Origin of the sequence: Mannheimia massilioguelmaensis, assembly GCF_000940515.1 — a bacterium.
GTDB classification, from domain to species: domain Bacteria; phylum Pseudomonadota; class Gammaproteobacteria; order Enterobacterales; family Pasteurellaceae; genus Basfia; species Basfia bettyae.
In genome coordinates, this window is sequence record NZ_CDQL01000005.1 from 289,035 (window position 1) to 310,553 (window position 21,519).

At 36.8% G+C, this 21,519-nt stretch carries 20 protein-coding genes; 14 read left to right on the forward strand and 6 right to left on the reverse strand.

Annotated elements, in window-relative coordinates; translation table 11 throughout:
- Positions 1-31: 31 nt before the first annotated feature.
- Positions 32-766 (forward strand): acid phosphatase AphA, encoded by a 735-nt coding sequence (gene aphA, locus BN1226_RS04565; RefSeq protein WP_420835346.1) that lies wholly within the window; start codon positions 32-34, stop codon positions 764-766.
- Between the two features lie 47 nt (positions 767-813).
- Here aphA and BN1226_RS04570 read toward each other — a convergent pair whose 3' ends face one another.
- Positions 814-2,028 (reverse strand): pyridoxal phosphate-dependent aminotransferase, encoded by a 1,215-nt coding sequence (locus tag BN1226_RS04570; RefSeq protein WP_044470186.1) that lies wholly within the window; start codon positions 2,026-2,028, stop codon positions 814-816.
- Positions 2,029-2,218: 190 nt separating this feature from the next.
- Here BN1226_RS04570 and BN1226_RS04575 point away from each other — a divergent pair, with 190 nt between their 5' ends.
- The 3 genes from BN1226_RS04575 to menH all read left to right on the forward strand — a co-directional run bounded on the left by BN1226_RS04575 (position 2,219) and on the right by menH (position 6,028).
- Positions 2,219-3,523, forward strand: a complete 1,305-nt coding sequence (locus BN1226_RS04575; protein WP_044470187.1) for an isochorismate synthase — start codon at positions 2,219-2,221, stop codon at positions 3,521-3,523.
- Between the two features lie 2 nt (positions 3,524-3,525).
- Positions 3,526-5,232: a 2-succinyl-5-enolpyruvyl-6-hydroxy-3-cyclohexene-1-carboxylic-acid synthase gene (gene menD, locus BN1226_RS04580; protein WP_044470188.1), complete on the forward strand. Its 1,707-nt coding sequence runs from the start codon at positions 3,526-3,528 to the stop codon at positions 5,230-5,232.
- A 67-nt stretch (positions 5,233-5,299) separates the two neighbouring features.
- Positions 5,300-6,028 (forward strand): 2-succinyl-6-hydroxy-2,4-cyclohexadiene-1-carboxylate synthase, encoded by a 729-nt coding sequence (gene menH, locus BN1226_RS04585; protein WP_044470233.1) that lies wholly within the window; start codon positions 5,300-5,302, stop codon positions 6,026-6,028.
- Positions 6,029-6,063: 35 nt separating this feature from the next.
- On the opposite strand, the gene yedE is transcribed toward menH, so the two are convergent.
- Complete coding sequence (gene yedE, locus BN1226_RS04590) at positions 6,064-7,128, reverse strand: YedE family putative selenium transporter (protein WP_044470189.1); 1,065 nt, start codon at positions 7,126-7,128, stop codon at positions 6,064-6,066.
- 204 nt (positions 7,129-7,332) lie between these two features.
- On the opposite strand from yedE, the gene menB reads away from it, so the two are divergent.
- The 10 genes from menB (at position 7,333) to fis (ending at position 16,050) form a co-directional block, all read left to right on the forward strand.
- The gene (menB, locus tag BN1226_RS04595; protein WP_005761680.1) at positions 7,333-8,190 is read left to right on the forward strand and encodes a 1,4-dihydroxy-2-naphthoyl-CoA synthase; all 858 of its coding nucleotides are present in this window, start codon (positions 7,333-7,335) and stop codon (positions 8,188-8,190) included.
- 75 nt (positions 8,191-8,265) lie between these two features.
- Positions 8,266-9,261 carry an o-succinylbenzoate synthase gene (gene menC, locus BN1226_RS04600; RefSeq protein WP_044470190.1) on the forward strand — a complete coding sequence of 332 codons (996 nt, stop codon included), beginning with the start codon at positions 8,266-8,268 and terminating at the stop codon, positions 9,259-9,261.
- Positions 9,262-9,397: 136 nt separating this feature from the next.
- Positions 9,398-9,844 carry a type II 3-dehydroquinate dehydratase gene (gene aroQ / locus BN1226_RS04605; RefSeq protein WP_044470191.1) on the forward strand — a complete coding sequence of 149 codons (447 nt, stop codon included), beginning with the start codon at positions 9,398-9,400 and terminating at the stop codon, positions 9,842-9,844.
- Positions 9,845-10,003: 159 nt separating this feature from the next.
- Positions 10,004-10,462, forward strand: coding sequence for an acetyl-CoA carboxylase biotin carboxyl carrier protein (gene accB, locus BN1226_RS04610; RefSeq protein WP_040596624.1), 459 nt, complete (start codon positions 10,004-10,006; stop codon positions 10,460-10,462).
- 80 nt (positions 10,463-10,542) lie between these two features.
- Positions 10,543-11,889, forward strand: coding sequence for an acetyl-CoA carboxylase biotin carboxylase subunit (accC, locus tag BN1226_RS04615; protein WP_044470192.1), 1,347 nt, complete (start codon positions 10,543-10,545; stop codon positions 11,887-11,889).
- Between the two features lie 88 nt (positions 11,890-11,977).
- Positions 11,978-12,256, forward strand: a complete 279-nt coding sequence (locus tag BN1226_RS04620) for a YhdT family protein (protein WP_044470193.1) — start codon at positions 11,978-11,980, stop codon at positions 12,254-12,256.
- The gene (gene panF / locus BN1226_RS04625; RefSeq protein ID WP_044470194.1) at positions 12,253-13,716 is read left to right on the forward strand and encodes a sodium/pantothenate symporter; all 1,464 of its coding nucleotides are present in this window, start codon (positions 12,253-12,255) and stop codon (positions 13,714-13,716) included. Before BN1226_RS04620 ends, panF begins: the two co-directional genes overlap by 4 nt.
- Positions 13,717-13,748: 32 nt before the next feature.
- The gene (gene prmA / locus BN1226_RS04630) at positions 13,749-14,630 is read left to right on the forward strand and encodes a 50S ribosomal protein L11 methyltransferase (RefSeq protein ID WP_044470195.1); all 882 of its coding nucleotides are present in this window, start codon (positions 13,749-13,751) and stop codon (positions 14,628-14,630) included.
- 143 nt (positions 14,631-14,773) lie between these two features.
- The gene (dusB, locus tag BN1226_RS04635) at positions 14,774-15,757 is read left to right on the forward strand and encodes a tRNA dihydrouridine synthase DusB (protein WP_044470196.1); all 984 of its coding nucleotides are present in this window, start codon (positions 14,774-14,776) and stop codon (positions 15,755-15,757) included.
- Positions 15,751-16,050, forward strand: a complete 300-nt coding sequence (gene fis, locus BN1226_RS04640) for a DNA-binding transcriptional regulator Fis (RefSeq protein ID WP_005761862.1) — start codon at positions 15,751-15,753, stop codon at positions 16,048-16,050. Before dusB ends, fis begins: the two co-directional genes overlap by 7 nt.
- Positions 16,051-16,118: 68 nt before the next feature.
- Here the strand turns inward: fis and BN1226_RS04645 are convergent, their stop codons facing one another.
- The 4 genes from BN1226_RS04645 to BN1226_RS04660 all read right to left on the reverse strand — a co-directional run bounded on the left by BN1226_RS04645 (position 16,119) and on the right by BN1226_RS04660 (position 21,511).
- Positions 16,119-17,063: a hypothetical protein gene (locus BN1226_RS04645; protein WP_044470197.1), complete on the reverse strand. Its 945-nt coding sequence runs from the start codon at positions 17,061-17,063 to the stop codon at positions 16,119-16,121.
- A gap of 93 nt (positions 17,064-17,156) precedes the next feature.
- Positions 17,157-18,341 carry a mannonate dehydratase gene (gene uxuA, locus BN1226_RS04650; protein WP_044470198.1) on the reverse strand — a complete coding sequence of 395 codons (1,185 nt, stop codon included), beginning with the start codon at positions 18,339-18,341 and terminating at the stop codon, positions 17,157-17,159.
- Positions 18,342-18,360: 19 nt separating this feature from the next.
- Entirely contained in the window at positions 18,361-19,110 is a 750-nt protein-coding gene (locus tag BN1226_RS04655) for an FCD domain-containing protein (protein ID WP_044470199.1), read from the reverse strand.
- A gap of 22 nt (positions 19,111-19,132) precedes the next feature.
- On the reverse strand, positions 19,133-21,511 hold the full coding sequence (locus BN1226_RS04660) for a glycoside hydrolase family 31 protein (protein WP_044470200.1): 2,379 nt from the start codon (positions 21,509-21,511) through the stop codon (positions 19,133-19,135).
- Positions 21,512-21,519 lie beyond the last annotated feature (8 nt).

Below are 21,519 nucleotides of genomic sequence, written 5' to 3' on the forward strand. Positions count from 1 at the left end.
GGAATTTTTCATTACTCACATTAAGGGAATAATTATGTCTTTATTTAAAGTCAGTTTAATTGGTTTATCTGTTGCCACAATGGCATTTTCAGTTTCAGCAAAAGGACCTAAAGTAGATTATACTCATCCTGGTATTACAGCGATTGATCATAAGCACGAAGCGGATGTCAAATGGATTTCTGTAGATGAGATTCGTGAACAATTAAAAGGCCAAAAACCGATTACAGTAAGTTTTGATATTGATGATACTGTTTTAGTATCTTCACAATGTTTCTACTACGGTAAAAACACATTTTCACCTGATAGCTATGATTATTTGAAGAATCAAGCCTATTGGAATTTTGTAGCAGATGGTTGCGATAAATATTCTATTCCAAAAGAATCAGCGAAGAAGCTAATTGAAATGCATCAAGAGCGAGGTGACCAAGTTATCTTTATTACAGGACGTACTCCTCATGCTGATCAAGATTTAACACAAATTGATCAATTAGGTCGTATTCTTGAAAAAGCGTTCAAAGTAAAAAATATGAAACCTATCAACTATACTTTTGATACTCCGAAAGATCCATATAAATACGATAAAACCAGATTTATTGTTGAGAATAAAGTAAGCATTCACTATGGTGATAGCAATGATGATGTGTTGGCGGCCCGTGAAGCTGGGGTTCGAGGTATTCGAGTGATTCGCTCTGCGGTGAGTACTAACCGTCCATTGCCTGTTAACGGTGGATATGGTGAAGAAGTTTTAGTTGATTCATCTTACTAAAAATTAAAAAGGCGGATTATAAAAAATCCGCCTTTTCATTTTGATGATTACTGATGATAGTTTTCTAGGAAACGAGCAAATCGAGTTAATGCATCTTCTAATTGATTGACATAAGGTAATGTCACAATACGGAAGTGATCTGGTTCTGGCCAGTTAAAGGCTCTTCCATGTACTAATAACACTTTTTCTTGTGCTAATAAATCAAGCACCAGTTTTTCATCGTCATAAATATTAAATTTCTTAATATCAAGTTTCGGGAACATATAAAGTGCTCCCATTGGTTTCACGCAACTCACACCAGGAATATTATTAATTAATTCAAAGGCTTTATTGCGTTGTTCTAATAAACGACCACCTGGTAAAATTAATTCATTAATGCTTTGATAGCCGCCTAATGCCGTTTGAATAGCATGTTGCATTGGCACATTCGCACATAAACGCATTGAGGCAATCATATCTAGACCTTCAATATAACCTTTTGCTTTTTCTTTTGGTCCATTAAGAATCATCCAGCCTTGGCGGAAACCACAAACTCGATAGGCTTTGGATAAGCCATTTAAAGTAATCGTTAATAAATCAGGTGCAAGGGCTGCAATATGGTGATGAACCGCACCATCATATAAAATCTTATCGTAAATTTCATCGGCAAAAATTAACAGCTTATTTTGACGTGCAATTTCAGCAATCTCTAACAATAATTCTTTACTATATACCGCACCTGTTGGGTTGTTAGGATTGATAATCACAATGGCTTTGGTTCGAGATGTCACTTTACTTTTTATATCGTCTATATCAGGAAACCAATCTTGTTGTTCATCGCAAATATAATGTACTGCTTTTCCCCCAGATAAGGTCACTGCGGCAGTCCAAAGAGGGTAATCTGGTGCGGGAACAAGAACTTCGTCGTTATCATTTAACAGCGCTTGCATTGACATAGTAATCAATTCTGATGCACCGTTACCGATATAAACATCATTTACAGTGGAATCGATTACCCCTTTAGATTGATAATATTGCACAATCGCCTTACGAGCAGAATATAACCCTTTTGATTCGCAATAACCTTGTGCGGTGGGCAAATTGCGAATGACATCAATCAGAATTTCATCAGGAGCATCAAAACCGAAAGGGGCGGGATTGCCAATATTTAATTTAAGAATTTTGTAGCCTTCTTCTTCAAGTTTTATGGCGGCTTTGTGTACTGGCCCACGAATATCATAGCATACGTGTTCTAATTTATTGGATTTAGGAAAGATTTCCATATAGCTACCTTTATATATTGCATTGGTTGAGATTGAATCAATTTACGCTTATTTTATGAAGAATAAAAGATTTACTAAAAAATTTTTTCAAATTGCGGTAAAATGCAAAATTTGATTAACCTTTTTCTTCTATAGAAAAAGACAAAACTTATTCAGTTTAGCTTGATTTATAACCAATATTTTTTACCACATGGATAGTTTGCACTCATTACAACAGCAGTTAATGCAGCAAATTGATGCGCATCAACCTTTAGATCTTAAGCAGGATGTCATCGTTTTTACTGCCCAAGTTAAGGCTGAATTAAATCTCTTAGCATGGCTAAAAGCGCAATCAGATTATCCACAGTTTTACTTAAATTCTCGAGTTGATTCATTTTCTGATAATCAACATTGTCTTGCCGCGGTAGGTAAAGTGCGGTCATTTTCTGATATAAATTCTGCTCAGGCATTTATTCAAAATCATGCTCTTATCCTTGTTGGTGGCATCACTTTCAATGGGCAAAGTGATTTCTATGTACCTCGTATTTTATTACAACAAAAAGATCATCAATTGATTGCGAGTTTATGTATTGATAATCGTCTAAACTGGCATGATGAAAAACAAAGCGCGGTAAAATGCTTAGAAATTTTTGCTAAAAATACCGCACTTTTACCCCTTCGCCAATCTGTGAAATTGGTTAGTAAGCGAGCTAATCAACAACAATGGTGTGAATGGGTTGAACAGGCATTGGCTGAAATTCAGAAAGGTACCTTTAATAAAGCTGTATTAGCCAATGAAAGCCTATTTGAAAGTGAAGATGTGATTGATGCTATTGATTTATTAGCAGAAAGCGAATCGAAAAATACAGGCTGTTACCATTTCTTATTCGCTGAACAAGCCAATTCAGTATTTATTGGTTCATCACCAGAGCGTTTATATTTACGTGATGGTTGCGATTTAAAAACTGAGGCTTTAGCGGGAACTGCCAGTATGACTGAAAATGCTGAACAGAATCAGAAATTTGGTGAATGGTTATTAAACGATAAGAAAAATGAATATGAAAATAGCCTCGTGGTAGATGATATTTGTGGTAATATTCAGGCATTCACAACACAAATTGAGGTACAACCTATTGAATTAAAACGTCTTCGTGTGGTACAACATCTACGTAGAAAAATTTTTGCAAAATTAACCGCACTTAATGGAGATGAAGTTTGTTTAAAAGCAATCCATCCTACTGCGGCAGTGGCTGGTTTGCCAAAGCAAGCCGCATTGGCATTTTTAAAACAAATAGAAATTTTTGATCGTAGTTGGTATGCTGGCACATTAGGTTTTATGAGCCAGGTGAAATCAGAATTTTGTGTGACGTTACGTTCTGCATTTGTTGAACAAAATCGAATTCGTATTTTTGCAGGCGCAGGGATTGTCGCCGGATCTATCCCGTTATTAGAATGGCAAGAAATTGAAAGAAAAGCATCAGGGTTATTATCTTTATTACAGAGCAGTGGAGAATAAATATGTCAGTCAGTACATTTAATCGTTGTTGGTCAAAAGTGATTCTTGAGACTTTAACACGTCATGGAGTGAAACACATTTGTATTGCTCCAGGTTCTCGCTCAACGCCTTTAACATTAGAAGCAAATCGTTTGCAAGATCAGCATCGTATTAATATTCACACACATTGGGATGAACGTGGGCTCGGTTTTTTTGCTTTAGGATTAGCAAAATCCTCGAAAATGCCAGTGGCTGTAATTGTGACATCAGGAACTGCCGCTGCTAATCTTTATCCGGCCATTGTGGAGGCTCGTCAGACAGGAATTAATTTAATTGTTCTGACTGCAGATCGTCCAGATGAACTCATTGAATGTGGTGCAAACCAAGCTATTCTTCAAGAGAATATGTTTGCCAATTATCCCGTAGTCAGCGTAAATTTACCCCGTCCTAGCCAGGATTATGTTGTCACTTGGTTAATTTCAACTTTAGATCATGCTTGCCATCAACAGAAACAACAAGCTGGTGTCGTGCATATTAATGTGCCATTCGCAGAACCATTATATGATGCTAATGAAGATGAAATTGATAGTCATCCATGGTTAGCACCAGTACAACGTTGGCTTACTCATAATAAACCTTGGGCAGAGCATCAAAGTTTACAAGAAGAAGTAGTAATGCATGAGCATTGGGATTATTGGCGTACCAAACGAGGCGTCATTGTTGTAGGGCGTTTAACTCCTGAACAAGGTATGGGTATCACCACTTGGGCGAATACTATGGGTTGGGTTGTGCTAACCGATATTCAATCTGGCGTAGAAGCCAGCTTGCCTTATGCGGATATTTGGTTAGCCAATAAAACTGTACGTGAGAAATTATTACAAGCAGATCTTGTCTTGCAACTTGGACATGGTTTTATTAGTAAACGCATTAATCAATTTTTAGCTGATTTTGATGGAGAATATTGGATTGTCGATGAAAGTGTACAACGGGTTGATCCTTACCATCATATTCATACTCGTTTTACAGCAAAAGTGCATCATTGGTTGCGTTCTCATCCTCCATTACGTCAAAAACCTTGGTTGCTAGAGCCTCTAGCATTATCAAAATTCTGTGCAAGTTTTATTGAACAGCAAGTCGGGGGCAATTTAAATGAAGCCTCATTAGCACATCATATTGCACGAATTTTGCCTAATAATGGCGTATTATTTTTAGGAAATAGTTTATTTGTTCGTTTAGCAGATGCATTAGCCAAATTACCTGAGGGCTATCCTGTGGTAACAAACCGTGGTGCCAGTGGCATTGATGGTTTATTAGCAACTGCCGCAGGTGTAGGTATTGGTTCAAATCAGCCAGTTGTTGCGATGATTGGTGATGTATCCGCATTATATGATTTGAATTCCTTTGCATTATTTAAGAATGTCACTCAACCAACCATTATTTTCTTAATTAATAATAATGGCGGGGCGATCTTTGATATGTTGCCTGTAGATGCTTCAGTGAAAAGTGATTTATATCGTATGCCACATCATACGGAATTTTCTCAAGCAGCCTCTATGTTTGATTTAAAATATGCGCGTCCATATACTTGGGCGGATTTAAGTTCTGTATTAAAACAAGCATATGCTCGCAAAGAGGCAACGGTAATTGAAATTAAAGTTGGTCCAACAGACGGTAGTAATATTTATAAACGTCTTATTGAACAAATTAGTTATGCGGTTATTGGTGCATAATAATTCAATTAATAAAAAGAAACCTTGATGGCTGATCAAGGTTTTTTTATAGATGGAATTTGAAACAATGATGAATATAGTTTTTCTCCATGGTTTACTGGGTACACAGGAAGATTGGTCAAAAATTTCTGAATTGCTACCGCACTTTCATTGTATTACTTTAGATTTACCTTTCCATGGAAGTGCTAAATTGACGGAAGTGAAGAGCTTTGATAATACTGCGAGTTATCTTTCTAAACAGATCAAAATTGCAGTAGGTCATCAACCTTATATGATTGTTGGTTATTCATTAGGCGGACGAATTGCCCTCTATTATGCTTTACAAGCACAATGTGCTAAGGGAAACTTGCAAGGGCTCATTTTAGAAGGGGTAAATCTCGGTTTAACGGATGATAATGCACGCAAAGTGCGGTGGGAAAATGATAAATTTTGGGCACAACGTTTTATGGATGAGCCCATAGAAAATGTGCTCAATGATTGGTATCAACAGCCTGTTTTTGCACATTTAACTGAAATGCAACGTGCCGCTTTAATTGCAAAACGTGCTGCCAACTGCGGTGAAAATATTGGTAAAATGTTGCAAGCGACATCTTTAGCAAAACAACCTTATTTAGGTGATAAGCTGCGAGAATGTGAGCTACCTGTTTATTATTTAGTTGGTGAAAAAGATCGTAAGTTTAGGGAACTGGCTCGACAAGAGAAATTAAATATGATTGTGATTAATCAAGCAGGTCATAATGCTCATCTCGAAAATCCACAGGAATATGCAAAGGTGATTGCAAAATTAATCAGTTAATATTGGTTATAAAGGCGGAATTTCCGCCTTTATTATTAAGCTTCTAATTTTTTATGAGTGAAGCCTACATATAAACAGAAAAGAAAACCTGTAATCAGAGCAGGAATAGTAAAGGCACCAATACCAGAGCCTGAAGCTGCAAAGCCAAAGTTATGCGCAGCAGCAGCGCCTAATAACATACCTAATACAAACAAAGCAGAATCATTATCTCCTTCTCCTAAATGTACTAATTGCTTACCAGGACAGCCACCACCTAATGAAAAACATAAACCGCATAGCAACATGCCAAAGAAACTCCATAGATGCTGCGTATGAGTGATAGGTTGGTTTTCCATACCTAAGTGAAATTGACCTAATGCAATATTAGTAATAAAGGTAAAAATAATTAAGGCAATGACACCATTTAATAAATGGGTATCTCTAAATAAAACAAAATTACGGAATGCGCCGATAGTACAAAAATGTGATTTTTGCATTAATCCTCCGAGAATTGCCCCTGCACCTAAAGAGAGCCAGAGATTAGCATGTTGTGAGGCGGGACCTTTAGATGAGAAAAAAATTCCTAGGTTTTCTCCAAAGCTAAATTGAGTTGAGACTAAAAATAACAATAATAAAACAAAGAAAATTGGAATGAGTCCCGTTGCTTTATGTTGTTGTTCTGAGCGACCCAGTGAGAATCCTCTTTTTGCAAAGAAAATACCCCCTAAGACCCCGACAAATAAACCAATAATTCCAGCGATTGCAGTTAAATCACCACCGCCTAAACGTAAATAAGCACGCCATGGACAACCTAAGAAGGTTAAGGCGCCAATCATCGCAAAGAAACCAAGCACAATACGTGTGATGGGTGAGGATCCACCTTGTGGGCGATATTCTTTAGATAATAAAGCGCTTGCTAAAGCACCAAGCACTAAGCCAATTAATTCAGGACGAATATATTGAAGTGGAGCAGCTCGATGCAGACCTAGTCCGCCGGCAGTATCTCGAATGAAACAAGCCGCACAGAATCCCATATTGCCAGGATTGCCATAATAGGTTAGAAGTGGAGCAATGATACCAAGTGCAGCACCTGCAACCACAGGCCAAGTAATTAATTTCATAATAAGACCTTTGTGATATCAGTAAGTTATAGAATTGAATTGTGATGATTATTCGAAAATAATCATACATATTATAAAACTTAGTAATTTTTGTTCATTTAAATTATTTATAATTTGTGATCAATATTGGATTTTTTATGAATTTCCTGAATATTTCCGCTATAATGACCGCACTTTTTATTAACTTATAGACAGGGACTCATAATGTTATACCCAAGTGAAGAATTTCTTTATGCACCAGTTGAATGGGTTGACCATAGCGAAGGTTATACCGATATTCGTTATCATAAATCAAAAGATGGTATTGCAAAAATTACTATTAACCGTCCAGAAGTACGTAATGCTTTCCGTCCGCAAACGGTAAAAGAAATGATCCACGCATTTTCAGATGCTCGTTTTGATGAAAAAATTGGTGTTATCGTATTAACTGGCGAAGGCGAATATGCATTTTGTGCGGGTGGTGACCAAAAAATTCGTGGTGATTACGGTGGTTATAAGGATGAAAGTGGTGTCCATCATTTAAATGTATTAGACTTTCAGCGTGATATCCGTACTTGTCCAAAACCTGTTGTGGCAATGGTTGCTGGTTATGCTGTAGGCGGTGGCCATGTGTTACATATGATATGTGACTTAACTATTGCAGCCGATAACGCAAAATTTGGTCAAACAGGACCTAAAGTTGGTTCATTTGATGGGGGCTGGGGTGCAAGTTACATGGCACGTATTGTCGGTCAGAAAAAAGCCCGTGAAATTTGGTTCTTATGCCGTATGTATGATGCACAAGAAGCATTAGATATGGGCTTAGTCAATACCGTTGTGCCTTACGCAGATCTTGAAAAAGAAACTGTACGTTGGTGTCGTGAAATGTTACAAAACAGTCCAATCGCATTGCGTTGCTTAAAAGCTGCATTAAATGCGGATTGTGATGGTCAAGCAGGTCTTCAAGAATTAGCAGGTAACGCAACCATGTTGTTCTATATGACAGAAGAAGGCCAAGAAGGTCGTAATGCGTTTAACCAAAAACGTGAGCCAGATTTTAGTAAATTCAAACGTAACCCTTAACCAGTTCTAATCTAAGTGCGGTAGATTTTTCAGAAATTTTGACCGCACTTTTCCTATTTATCTTTAGGAGTCGTGATGACAAATCGAGAATATCATTTATATAAATACTCAATTCCTGTAGATAGCAAATTGATTTTACGTAATCGTTTTTTAAAACGACGTGAAGGCTTATTAGTACAAATTAAATGCAAAGACAATGAAGGTTGGGGAGAAATTGCCCCTTTACCTGAATATAGTGAAGAAACCTTAGAACAAGCACAAGCACAGACTATTCAGTGGTTAAAAGATTGGAATGCTGCTCGTAGTCGTGATGAAAAACTTTCCTTTGAGGGTTTATATCCTTCGGTTGCATTTGGTTTAAGCTGTGCGTTAGCAGAGATGAAAGGTCGTATAAATGAAGCAGGCAATTATCAGGCTGCACCTTTATGTTATGGTGATCCTGATGAATTATATGAGCCTTTAGATAATATGAAAGGTCAGAAAGTTGCAAAGATAAAAGTGGGAATGTATGAAGCAAATCGAGATGGTTTAATTGCCGATATGTTACTTGAAGCAATTCCCGATCTTTATCTGCGTCTAGATGCTAATCGTAGCTGGACACCTACAAAAGCACAAATGTTTGCTAAATATGTCAAACCAGAACATCGAGCCCGCATTCAATTTTTAGAAGAACCTTGCAAAACCCGTGATGAAAGTCGTCAATTTGCTGCGGAAACAGGTATCGCAATTGCTTGGGATGAATCTGTTCGTGAGCCAGGTTTTGAGGTGGTAGCGGAACCTAATGTGAGTGCCATTGTGATTAAGCCTACATTAGTAGGTTCATTAGAATATTGTGTTTCCTTAATTGAAAAAGCACATAACTTGGGTATGCAAGCGGTAATTAGTTCGTCGATAGAAAGTAGTTTTGGTTTATCGCAATTGGCACGTATTGCTCAACAATATACACCAGATACTACGCCAGGTTTGGATACTCTAGATTTAATGGAATATCAAGTAGTAAGAGCTTGGCCAAATTCTGCTTTGCCGTTAATTGATTTTAATTCTGAATTTATTACGGAAATAAAAGTTTAATTAAACTCAAACTGCAATATATATTGATTATTTTCTTTAATTTATTTAGAAATTAATAAAGGTTTGACCACATAGGCACTGCAAATTATCAAAAAAACGTTATAATGCATCGCCTTTAATTAAAAAAGGAATAAATATGTCGCAAACTTCTCGAATTTTGCTGTTAAATGGCCCTAACTTAAATATGTTAGGGGTGAGAGAGCCAACACATTATGGTTCATTATCATTAGCCGCAATTGAAACTAAAGTCCGAGTTTTAGCAGAAAAACATCAAGTTTCATTAGAATGTTTTCAAACGAATAGTGAAGAAAAGTTAATTAATAAAATCCATGAAAGTTTTAAACAAGTCGATTTTATTATTATTAACCCAGCGGCATTTACGCATACTAGTGTAGCACTAAGAGATGCATTATTGGCTGTATCTATTCCTTTTGTAGAAGTTCACTTATCTAATATCCATAAACGTGAACCCTTTCGTCATCATTCTTATTTAAGTGATGTTGCAGAAGGTGTCATTTGTGGGTTAGGTGAAAAAGGTTATGAATGTGCTTTTGAATTTGCAATAGAATATTTAGCAAAATAAGCATAATTCCACGTATAATCGCAGAAATTTATCGCAAAATGGTTAGATTTCAGGTACTCTTTCATAGAGTGATTATTTTTACACAACTGCATTTGAGAAGATGATTCTAGGTGTGGCTGTTATTTTATTTTATTAACACACGGATCAAATATTATGGCAATGGATATTCGTAAAATCAAAAAGCTTATTGAGTTAGTTGAAGAATCAGGCATTATGGAATTAGAAATCTCTGAGGGAGAAGAATCAGTTCGTATTAGCCGTGGTTCAGCACCAAGTTCAGTGCAATATACTTTACCTGCGACAACACCAGCTCCAGTTGTTGCCCCTGTTGCTCAAGCTCCTGTAATGGCTGTTGTTGCACCAACAGTTGCAGAAGAGTTATCAGGTCATGTGATTCGTTCACCAATGGTAGGAACGTTCTATCGTAGCCCAAGCCCTGAAGCAAAAGTGTTTGTGGAAGTTGGTCAGGCGGTGAAAGTCGGCGATGCATTATGCATTGTCGAAGCAATGAAAATGATGAATAGAATTGAGGCTGATAAAGCGGGTATAGTTAAAACCATTCTTGTTAATGACGGTGATGCTGTTGAGTTTGATGAACCGTTAATTATTATCGAATAGTTTAAAGGTGGGCTAATTAGCCCACTCAATTTATATTTTTATGATGGGTTTCCATCATACCAATTAAAAACGGAATTCTTATGTTAGAAAAAGTTGTAATTGCCAATCGCGGTGAAATCGCATTACGTATTCTGCGCGCTTGTAAAGAACTAGGCATTAAAACTGTTGCTGTTCACTCAACGGCTGACCGAGATCTTAAACATGTATTATTAGCAGATGAAACAGTTTGTATTGGGCCAGCACCTTCAACAAAAAGTTATCTAAATGTGCCTGCCATTATTGCAGCAGCAGAAGTGACTGGTGCAGATGCCGTCCATCCTGGGTATGGATTTTTGTCTGAAAATGCTGATTTTGCAGAACAGGTTGAACGTTCAGGTTTTATTTTTATTGGTCCTACTGCAGATGTTATCCGTTTAATGGGAGATAAAGTTTCTGCGATTAATGCCATGAAGAAAGCTGGTGTACCTTGTGTACCAGGTTCTGATGGTCCATTAAGTAGCGATATGGTGAAAAATAAACAAATTGCTAACCGTATCGGTTATCCAGTGATTATTAAAGCTTCTGGTGGCGGTGGCGGCCGTGGCATGCGTGTTGTGCGTAGTGATGAGGCTCTTGAAGAATCTATTGCTATGACCAAAGCAGAAGCTAAAGCTGCATTTAATAATGACATGGTTTATATGGAAAAGTATTTAGAAAATCCTCGCCATGTAGAAATTCAAGTGATTGCAGATACTCACGGACATGCGGTTTATCTTGCAGAACGAGATTGTTCAATGCAACGTCGTCACCAAAAAGTATTAGAAGAAGCACCTGCTCCAGGCATTACTGAAGAAATTCGTCGTGATATTGGTTCTCGCTGTGCTAAAGCTTGTATAGAAATTGGTTATCGTGGAGCGGGTACATTCGAATTTTTATATGAAGATGGTAAATTCTACTTCATTGAAATGAATACTCGTGTACAAGTAGAGCATCCTGTTACAGAAATGATTACAGGAGTCGATATTGTCAAAGAACAATTACGTATTGCCGCAGGTTTACCACTTTCTGTGACACAAAATGATATTAAAGTACATGGACATGCTATTGAGTGTCGTATTAATGCGGAAGATCCTAAAACTTTTTTACCTTCACCTGGCAAAATTGTACATTTACATTCACCAGGTGGTTTAGGGGTACGTTGGGATTCTCATGTGTATGCTGGATATAGTGTGCCACCACATTATGATTCCATGATTGCTAAACTTATTGTTCATTCAGATAGTCGTGAAGGTGCTATTCGCCGCATGCAAAATGCCTTATCTGAAACTATCATTGATGGTATTAAAACCAATATTCCACTACAGCATTTAATTTTAGATGATGAAAATTTCCAAAAAGGTGGTACGAATATTCATTATCTTGAGAAAAAATTAGGTATGGTTGAATAAATAAAAAGTGGATTTTATATCCACTTTTTTTACAATTATCCTTTCTCCATTATTCTATTAATTTTATTGATTTTATGTAAGGATCGTAATGAATATTCAACAACGTTATCGACAAGCAGCGAAAGAAGCTCGCTGGGCGTTAGCGCTCACAATTTTATATGTGATAGGTTGGTGTCTATGTGCCTATTTGCCTAAAGGTACAATAGGGCCTATTGGCTTTCCATTATGGTTTGAACTATCTTGTATTTATTTACCAATTCTGTTTGTGATAATTGCTTATTGGGTAGTTCAGATTGTTTATCAAGAGATTGATTTAGAAACTAACAGCTCGTTGGAAGATAAAAAGACAGGGGAAATGCCAAGATGAATCTAGGAATTGTTTTACCTCTTGTTATTTATCTCGCATTTGTTTTCGGTGCCGCAATTTATGCTTATGTAAAGCGCCAGCGAGGGGATTTTCTTACAGAATATTATGTGGGTAATCGTTCAATGACAGGTTTTGTTTTAGCGATGACAACCGCTTCAACTTATGCTAGTGCAAGTTCTTTTGTTGGAGGCCCAGGGGCGGCTTATAAATATGGTTTAGGCTGGGTATTGTTATCCATGATTCAAGTACCTGCTGTTTGGCTAGCATTAGGTGCATTAGGTAAAAAGTTTGCCATGTTATCTCGAGAAACTAATGCACTAACGATTAATGATTTATTGCTCTATCGTTATAAAAATAAATATTTAGTATGGATTTCAAGTATTTCCTTATTAATCGCATTCTTTGCTGCTATGACTACCCAATTTATAGGTGGTGGGCGTTTATTAGAAACTACTATTGGTATTGATTATACACAGTCACTACTGATTTTCGCAATTACCGTTGGGCTTTATACATTTATTGGTGGTTTTCGTGCCGTTGTATTGACAGATACTATTCAAGGAACAGTCATGATCCTTGGCACAATGATTTTACTTGTCGCAGTTATTTATGCTGCGGGAGGAACAGAGTTAGCAATTGCAAAATTGACGGAAATTGACCCGCACTTAGTCTCTCCTTATGGTCCAAATGATATGTTAGATTTTCAATTTATGACATCATTTTGGGTATTAGTCTGTTTTGGTGTAGTCGGTTTGCCACATACAGCAGTACGTTGTATGGCTTTTAAAGATAGTAAGGCTTTGCATAATGGTATGCTTATCGGTACGGTAATCCTTTCTATTATTATGTTTGGCATGCATTTATCAGGTGCTTTAGGACGAGCGGTTATTTCTGATTTAACGATTCCAGATCAAGTCATTCCAACACTGATGATAAAAGTCTTACCTCCCATTGTGGCAGGGATCTTTTTAGCTGCCCCAATGTCTGCAATTATGTCAACTATTGATGCTCAATTAATTCAATCATCAGCTATTTTTGTAAAAGACATTTTTCTTGCAGCTAAACCAGAAAAGGCACAGAATCAGCGCTTGATCACTTATATTTCTTCAGCGATTACCTTGGTTCTTACAATAGTTTTAGTATTTTTAGCACTTAATCCCCCAGATATGATAATTTGGTTAAATTTATTTGCTTTTGGTGGGCTAGAGGCCACTTTCTTGTGGGTGATTGTATTAGGGATCTATTGGGAAAAAGCTAATGCCTATGGTGCGATAGCTTCTATGCTTATCGGGTTAGGCAGTTATATTTATTTAACTATTAGTAAAATTAAATTATTTGATTTTCATGCAATTGTACCTGCCTTAATATTAGGGTTAATCGCTTTTTTAATAGCGAATAAAATAGGTGAAAAAAAAATTAAATCTCATTTAAATTTGAGTAAATGGTTGAGAAGTTGTTAATACCATTATTTTATAACAAGTAAGGAAAGAATATGGCTTGGGTACAAATTCGTTTAAACAGTACAAATGAAAAAGCAGAAGTAATTAGTGATTATTTAGAAGAAGTTGGTTCTGTCTCTGTTACATTTATGGATAGTCAGGATACACCAATTTTTGAACCTTTACCTGGTGAAACCCGTTTATGGGGTAATACAGATGTGATTGCTTTATTTGATGCAGAAACGGATATGCAGCAAATTGTTCGATTATTACAACAAGCAGGGCATTTAACCGATGATACTGCTTATAAAATTGAGCAAATTGAAGATAAGGATTGGGAGCGTGAATGGATGGATAATTTCCATCCGATGCAATTTGGTAAACGTTTATGGATTTGTCCTAGCTGGCGTGAAGTACCAGATGAAAATGCAGTTAATGTAATGTTAGATCCTGGTTTAGCTTTTGGTACAGGAACACATCCAACTACAGCTCTTTGTTTAGAATGGTTAGATAGTTTAGATTTAGCGGGTAAGACAGTCATCGATTTTGGCTGTGGCTCAGGGATTTTAGCGATTGCAGCTTTAAAATTAGGCGCTAAAGAAGCAATTGGCATCGATATTGATCCGCAAGCAATTTTAGCTAGTCGTAATAATGCAGAACAAAATGGTGTAGCTGAACGATTAAAATTGTATTTATCAGATGATAAACCTACAGATATGAAAGCGGATGTTGTTGTCGCTAATATTCTTGCTGGTCCATTAAGAGAGCTTTACCCAATCATAAGCCAATTAGTTAAAAAGAATGGTGTATTAGGTTTATCTGGTATCTTAGCAACACAGGCAAAATCAGTTTTAGAGGCGTATAGTGCCAGTTTTGAATTAGATCCAATTCAAGAACGTGAAGAGTGGTGTCGTATTACAGGAAAAACTAAATAATTTCAATCCCTATTCAGTAAATTTTTTATAATTTTGTATAAAAAATATGCTTTTCAAATGCATCAAAAATGCGTATCATAGCACCCCTTGTCGGACCATACTGGTGAGTGGGTGTTATCTACTTTTGGAGAGGAAATAGAAAGGTGCGAATTGGACCTTATCAACTCAGGAATCGCATTTTACTTGCACCTATGGCTGGTATTACCGATCAACCTTTCCGAAAACTTTGTGCCACTTATGGTGCAGGCTTAACGTTTTCGGAAATGATGTCAACTAATCCGCAAGTTTGGCATACAGAAAAATCGCGTTTGCGTTTGGCTCATCATCAAGATGCAGGAATAAACGCTGTGCAAATAGCTGGTTCTGATCCAGATGAAATGGCAAAAGCTGCTCAAGTTAATATGGATTATGGTGCTGAAATTATTGATATTAATATGGGTTGTCCTGCTAAAAAAGTGAATCGAAAAATGGCAGGTTCAGCATTATTACAATATCCTGATTTAGTCCGCCAAATTCTTGAGTCAGTAGTAAATGCGGTTGATGTGCCTGTAACATTAAAAATTAGAACAGGCTGGGATCTTGAACATCAAAATTGTGTAGAAATCGCAAAAATTGCAGAACAAAGTGGTATTCAAGCATTAACCATTCATGGGCGAACCCGTGAATGTTTATTTGAGGGGAATGCTGAGTATGACAATATAAAAGCGGTTAAACAGCAAGTTTCAATTCCTGTTATCGCAAATGGCGATATAACATCAGCGGAGAAGGCTAAGTCTGTACTGGCTTATACAGGTGCAGATGGCGTCATGATCGGACGTGGTGCATTAGGCAATCCTTGGTTATTTAGATCAATAGAGAGCTTAGTAGAACACGATTCGGTAATTTTTGAGCCAAGTTTAGATGAAAAGTGCGGTGTTATTTTGCAGCATATTCAGGATCTTCATAAATTTTATGGTGAACAAAAAGGATATCGCATAGCACGCAAACATGTAGCTTGGTATTTGCAAGGAATTCAACCTAATTCCGATTTTAAACAGACTTTTAATGCAATAACCGTCCCTAAAGAACAGTTATTGGCTTTAGAAGAGTTTTTCAATTTAATCGTAATGGATAAACAACAATGTTAGAACAACAACGTAGTCCTTCTGATGCATTAACCGTATCAGTTTTAAATTCACAATCTCAAGTAACTAATAAACCTCTTCGTGATTCAGTAAAACAAGCGTTAAGAAATTATTTATCACAATTAGATGGTCAAGACGTAAATGATCTTTACGAACTAGTATTAGCTGAAGTTGAACATCCAATGTTAGATATGGTAATGCAATATACTCGCGGTAATCAGACTCGTGCAGCAACAATGTTAGGTATTAACCGTGGCACATTACGTAAAAAATTAAAAAAATACGGTATGGGTTAGTTTTTAACTTAGTTAATTAAATAAAAAGCCTCTTATGATTAGCTCATTAAGAGGCTTTTTATTGGTTATCATTTACTACGATATATTAATATTGCTCTATCATCAAAAGTATAATTTCCCTTTGTTATACCTTTAGTAGAAGGATTTTTTATTCTTAATGGATCTTCTGATAACTCTTGTTTTAATGTGTTTTCATATGCATCAATAGTGATATCTTTCGGATAGGTTTCATATCCGTCAGATGATAATTCAATAACTTTTGGTGTTTTATCAAATTTCCATATTTTTAATTCAGATATCGGAATATCAAATCCATCTATTGCCCAATATTGGAAAGCTTTAGGGGCATTAGGATTATTCTGGAATTCTGATTGGCGAGTTAATAATGGCATAATGTAAAAACGACCAATGTCATTTTCTTCAATTTGCTCATTGGTTAGTTTAAGATCTTTTAAGATTTTTACGCGTAAAGTACTATTTAATTCGTCAACATATTTGACTTCATTATTATATTTCACGTTATCAATACGCGCTTTTGAATCCCCAATCGCGATTAATTCATTTTTTGTAAAGTCATACCATATTAATGTTGCAGTTGGACGTAAATGAGGGGTATTTTTGAAATCAATATCTGGGTACTTAGCATAAAAATTTTTAAATTTTTCATTGATTAATGTAATAATTTTTTCTTTATCTGTCCCAGCTGGTAAAGATTGGAATACTTCTTGAATAATATCTCGGCTGACTCTTCCCCCTTTTTTACCGTCATATTTTTTGCCTGATTTGTCGGTAGCGCCATCAAATACTGCAAGATAATAATCATTAAAAAATAATCCATCTTCACACATAGTATTATTTTTTTCTCCAATACCACCTTTCCCTTGAATAAAGTATTCAATGTTCCCCTTTGATAAAGATTTAGTTACTATTTTGTCATAAGTCAAATTATCAATAGCAAATGATGATGTGGATATAATGGAAAGTAATGAAAGGCGAAAAAGTAATTTTTTCATAGGTATGCTCCTTACTTAAGTAATATAAATAATTTTAACGAAACAGCTACTATATAATAAAAAGGTATTAGATTTGCTCTAATACCTGAGAGATTATTTTTCAAAAAAAACTTTTTTTAGTCCTAATTCTAAACCTCGAAATTCAGCCAAACCTTTTAAGCGTCCAATGGCTGAATAACCGGGGTTGGTTTTTTTCTTTAGGTCATCTAACATTTGATGTCCATGGTCAGGCCGCATTGGAATTAATCGAGTCTCGCCATTATTAAGACGACGATATTCTTCGGTTAATAGTGCTTTAATTACATTAAACATATCTACATCTCCGCCAAGGTGATCTGCTTCATGGAAACTTAACGGATTTTCTTCACGTTCTGTCGCGCGTAAATGAGCAAAATAGATACGGTCTCCAAATCGTTTAGTCATTTCAACAAGATCATTATCAGCACGAACACCATAAGAACCAGTACACATAGTGAACCCATTTGCTGGTGATGATTGTGTATCTACATACCACTGCATATCTTCAATAGTGGAGACAATACGTGGTAAACCCAAAATCGGACGAGGAGGATCATCTGGATGCACAGCCATTTTAATGCCAACTTCTTCAGCTATTGGAATAACTTCATTTAGGAAGTGAGCTAAATGGGTACGAAATTTTTCAGGAGAAATATTTTTATAGCGATCTAATTGATCTTGAAATTCTTCCAGGGTATAACCTTCTTCAGCACCAGGTAAACCAGCAATAATATTACTGGTTAGTTTTTGGATATCAGACTTAGTCATATTGTCGAAATAGATTTTAGCAGCTGTTTTTTCTTCCTCTGCATAGTTCTTTTCTGCACCAGGGCGTTTTAGAATATGTAATTCAAATGCAGCAAATGCAATTTGATCAAAACGCAATGCTTTTGAACCGTTAGGTAATTCATAAGCTAAATCAGTACGTGTCCAATCTAGAACAGGCATAAAGTTATAACATACAGTATCAATACCACATTGTGCTAAATTGCGTAATGTTTGTTTATAGTTTTCAATCCAAGTCTTATATTGACCTGTTTGGGTTTTAATGTCCTCATGAACAGGGACACTTTCTACTACAGACCATGTTAGACCAGCAGCTTCAATAATTTCTTTGCGTTTATTGATTTCTTCACTTGACCATATTTGTCCATTCGGAATGTGGTGTAAGGCAGTTACTACACCTGTTGCACCAGCTTGACGAATATCAGATAAAGTAACTGGATCATTAGGTCCATACCAACGCCATGTTTGTTCCATACTCAACTCCTAATTAAGTTTATAAATTGACAACTAATGGACTTACTTTAAATAAATAGCCATCAAAATTCGGGTCATCTAAATCCGATAATTCAAACAGCTTTTGTTTCACGTTTTCCAAATGTTGCCACATCATTTTTCTTGCTAATACAGGATCTTTTCGTTGTATAGCTGCAATAATATTTTCGTGATCTTTTAACCATAGATGACGGTAACTTTGATCTGGAATATGGGCGTGTAACCCTTTCCACATTGGGCTATTTGTTCGATATTCCCACAAATCTTTTTGCATGCGGATAATCACTTCGTTTTGTGTAATTTCCGCAATCGTTTTATGAAAATCTTCATCCGCAATGTAATCTTCGTCACCGTGTTCCAAGGTATTTCGTTCGCGTTCTAAAATTTCTTTTAACTGTAAAACATCTGCTCGTGTTGCTTGAATTGCTGCAAATTCGGCAATACTACTTTCTAATAATTGTCTAGCTTGCAGCAGCTCAAAGGGACCAACATCGGGTAAGTGTTCAATGCCTTCAGAATTTAATTTTGGTAAATTAATAACATAAACCCCTGAGCCTTTGCGCACCTCAACCAGATTTTCAAGCTCAAGCATAATAATTGCCTCACGAATGACCGTACGGCTTACATTAAAGTAATTAGATAAATCACGCTCTGCTGGCAACTTATCACCGACTTTATAAGCCCCACTTAATAACTCTACTTTTAATTCTTGTCCGATTTTCTTATAAGAACGTAAATCTTCGGGTGTCATAATTTTTTGATAATGCCTCTAATTAAATCTCTGAAATAGGTAATTTATAGCCACGCTCAACAGATTTACCATTTACGATTAACTGGCGTTGTTCTGTATGAGGTAAAGTAAAGACTAACTCTTTATATTGTGGCTCATAATGACCTTTTTTCGTTATATTGATTTCAATCGCTTTGCTTGAGCAATTCAATTCAATGTCTAGGGTTAAATGTTTACCGTTTAAATAATCAAAACTTACACCATCGTCATCAAAGATAGACATATTCGCCTTGCCTTGATCGATAAACGGCATAATGAGTAATTCACGGTAATCATCAGTTAAAGTATTAGAACGTCCTTTTGAAGCAAGCGGCATAATCGAGCCTGCTCTTAGGAATAATGGAATACGTTCTAGTGGTGCATCCACCAGGATTTTTTCGCCGCCATAATACCACTGGTGCGTATAAAAATCATACCAACCAGAATAGTTACACGGTAAATAAACCTCTCGTTTACGTTGCCCTTCTTCTACCACTGAAGCCACTAATAAATCTTTACCAAACAGATAGTTATCATTTTCATCAAAGGTGTTTGCATCGTGTTCGTGATCTAAGAAAGTCGGGCGTAACATTGGCTCTGCTTGCGTGTGTGCCTGCCATAATAAATTGTAGATATACGGCATTAAGCGGTAACGTAGCTGAATAGAATCACGAATAATGTTTGTGACTTCAGGGTACATCCACGGCTCATTCACGGTTTTGTCATCATTCCAAGAGTGAATAGTAAAACGAGGATGCATTACCCCATTTTGAACCCAACGCACAAATAATTCAGGTTCAGGCTTATTACCAGAGAAGCCACCTACATCGTGCCCCACATTGTAAAGCGCCGATAAGCTCATTCCTAAGCCCATTTTGATGTTATATTTCAACGTATGCCAGCTAGTACGATTATCCCCCGACCACGTTTGCACATAGCGGTTCATCCCTGCTGAGCCTGAACGAGAAATCAAATAAGGACGCACATTTGGGGCAAATTCTTTTTGAGCCTCAAAAGAGGATTTCATCATCAATAAAGGTTGCAGTGGGCGAAGTAATTTAATCGGCAAGCCTTTTCCAAAGAAATGGCATCTGGCGTAGTCATCCCACACTTCAAATTCATTGTTATCATTCCACGTTGAACCAATACCCATTTCCATCAATTGTGATTTCACATTGGATTTCCACCAATCCACGGTTGCAGGGTTAGTAAAGTCTAAATGTGAACCTTCATCGTCCCAAAACATTGAACGTTCTGGATTATCTGATTCGGAATCTTGAATGAATAAGCCTTTTTCTGCCACTTCATTGTAGCGAGGGTGATCTTGCAGCAAACAAGGTTTGATATTTGCCGCCAAATTCATTCCTACATCAAGGAAATATTGGCTCATTAATTTCGGCTGGGGCACTTTGTCGTAGTTCCAGTTAAACACGTAACGTTTACCGTTAATTGAGGTATAGCCTGACGAGAGCTGGAATGAGTCACACGGAATATTGTGTTCACGACATAAATCGACGAATTTTTTAAGCTGTTCTTGAGCATCTGGTGCATCGGTATAACTCATTGTTGAACCGCTGTAGCCTAAACTCCAACGAGGCCCAAAAATCGTACCGCCTGTGAGTTTGGTATATTTCTTGGTTACATCCACAATTTTCGGGCCGAGAATCATATAGTAATCCAAATCACCGTCTTCAGCTTTGTAGTTACGATAATATGCGTGGTAGTTATCAATTTCGCTGCCTAGCACAAACCAGCACGGTGCTAAATTATCGTAATAAATACCATAACTCACTTCATCAGCGTGGGTAATATAGAATGGAATATGCTTATAGAGCGGATCCATATACTCGGCGTTATAGCCCATCGCATCGATATTCCGCATTTCAAAACGGCGACCGTGGCGGTTTAAATTCCCTGTTTTTTCACCCAAGCCGTAGTATTGCTCGCTTACGCTACGATTCAAATAATGGGTTACGTTCGTGTTAGACACACCAAACAAGTAAGCCCCTGTTTTGCGGTCTGAAACAAAGGTTTTCCATTCACCATTTACCTTATGTTGCCATTCCAAATAAAGCGGTTGATGCACAATAAGCTTGATACAAGCGGTCGAAATTTCTAAAGAATTTGCAAATTGCTGAACCTCATAATGAGGTAACGAGAATCCCTCAACCGACCATTTATTACGCCCTTGCCACGCAACATCATCGGCATTTGGGCTAATCGCCCAAGTCGCTGGCACTTTAAACTCATTGTTACGAGTAAATGCCACACGGAACATATCTTGCTCCAACACAAAAATATGTAATTCAATCCCACGTTCACATTGAATATCAATGCGGTTATTTTCATTTCGGCTAAACTGCCAATATTTTAATGTTTTCATCTGATGCT

Bases quoted from the DNA above. Each gene is read 5' to 3' on its own strand.
- BN1226_RS04570 (WP_044470186.1), bottom strand. From the start codon at position 2,028: ATGGAAATCTTTCCTAAATCCAATAAATTAGAACACGTATGCTATGAT.
- BN1226_RS04575 (WP_044470187.1), top strand. From the start codon at position 2,219: ATGGATAGTTTGCACTCATTACAACAGCAGTTAATGCAGCAAATTGAT.
- menD (WP_044470188.1), top strand. From the start codon at position 3,526: ATGTCAGTCAGTACATTTAATCGTTGTTGGTCAAAAGTGATTCTTGAG.
- menH (WP_044470233.1), top strand. From the start codon at position 5,300: ATGATGAATATAGTTTTTCTCCATGGTTTACTGGGTACACAGGAAGAT.
- yedE (WP_044470189.1), bottom strand. From the start codon at position 7,128: ATGAAATTAATTACTTGGCCTGTGGTTGCAGGTGCTGCACTTGGTATC.
- menB (WP_005761680.1), top strand. From the start codon at position 7,333: ATGTTATACCCAAGTGAAGAATTTCTTTATGCACCAGTTGAATGGGTT.
- menC (WP_044470190.1), top strand. From the start codon at position 8,266: ATGACAAATCGAGAATATCATTTATATAAATACTCAATTCCTGTAGAT.
- aroQ (WP_044470191.1), top strand. From the start codon at position 9,398: ATGTCGCAAACTTCTCGAATTTTGCTGTTAAATGGCCCTAACTTAAAT.
- accB (WP_040596624.1), top strand. From the start codon at position 10,004: ATGGATATTCGTAAAATCAAAAAGCTTATTGAGTTAGTTGAAGAATCA.
- accC (WP_044470192.1), top strand. From the start codon at position 10,543: ATGTTAGAAAAAGTTGTAATTGCCAATCGCGGTGAAATCGCATTACGT.
- BN1226_RS04620 (WP_044470193.1), top strand. From the start codon at position 11,978: ATGAATATTCAACAACGTTATCGACAAGCAGCGAAAGAAGCTCGCTGG.
- panF (WP_044470194.1), top strand. From the start codon at position 12,253: ATGAATCTAGGAATTGTTTTACCTCTTGTTATTTATCTCGCATTTGTT.
- prmA (WP_044470195.1), top strand. From the start codon at position 13,749: ATGGCTTGGGTACAAATTCGTTTAAACAGTACAAATGAAAAAGCAGAA.
- fis (WP_005761862.1), top strand. From the start codon at position 15,751: ATGTTAGAACAACAACGTAGTCCTTCTGATGCATTAACCGTATCAGTT.
- BN1226_RS04645 (WP_044470197.1), bottom strand. From the start codon at position 17,063: ATGAAAAAATTACTTTTTCGCCTTTCATTACTTTCCATTATATCCACA.
- uxuA (WP_044470198.1), bottom strand. From the start codon at position 18,341: ATGGAACAAACATGGCGTTGGTATGGACCTAATGATCCAGTTACTTTA.
- BN1226_RS04655 (WP_044470199.1), bottom strand. From the start codon at position 19,110: ATGACACCCGAAGATTTACGTTCTTATAAGAAAATCGGACAAGAATTA.
- BN1226_RS04660 (WP_044470200.1), bottom strand. From the start codon at position 21,511: ATGAAAACATTAAAATATTGGCAGTTTAGCCGAAATGAAAATAACCGC.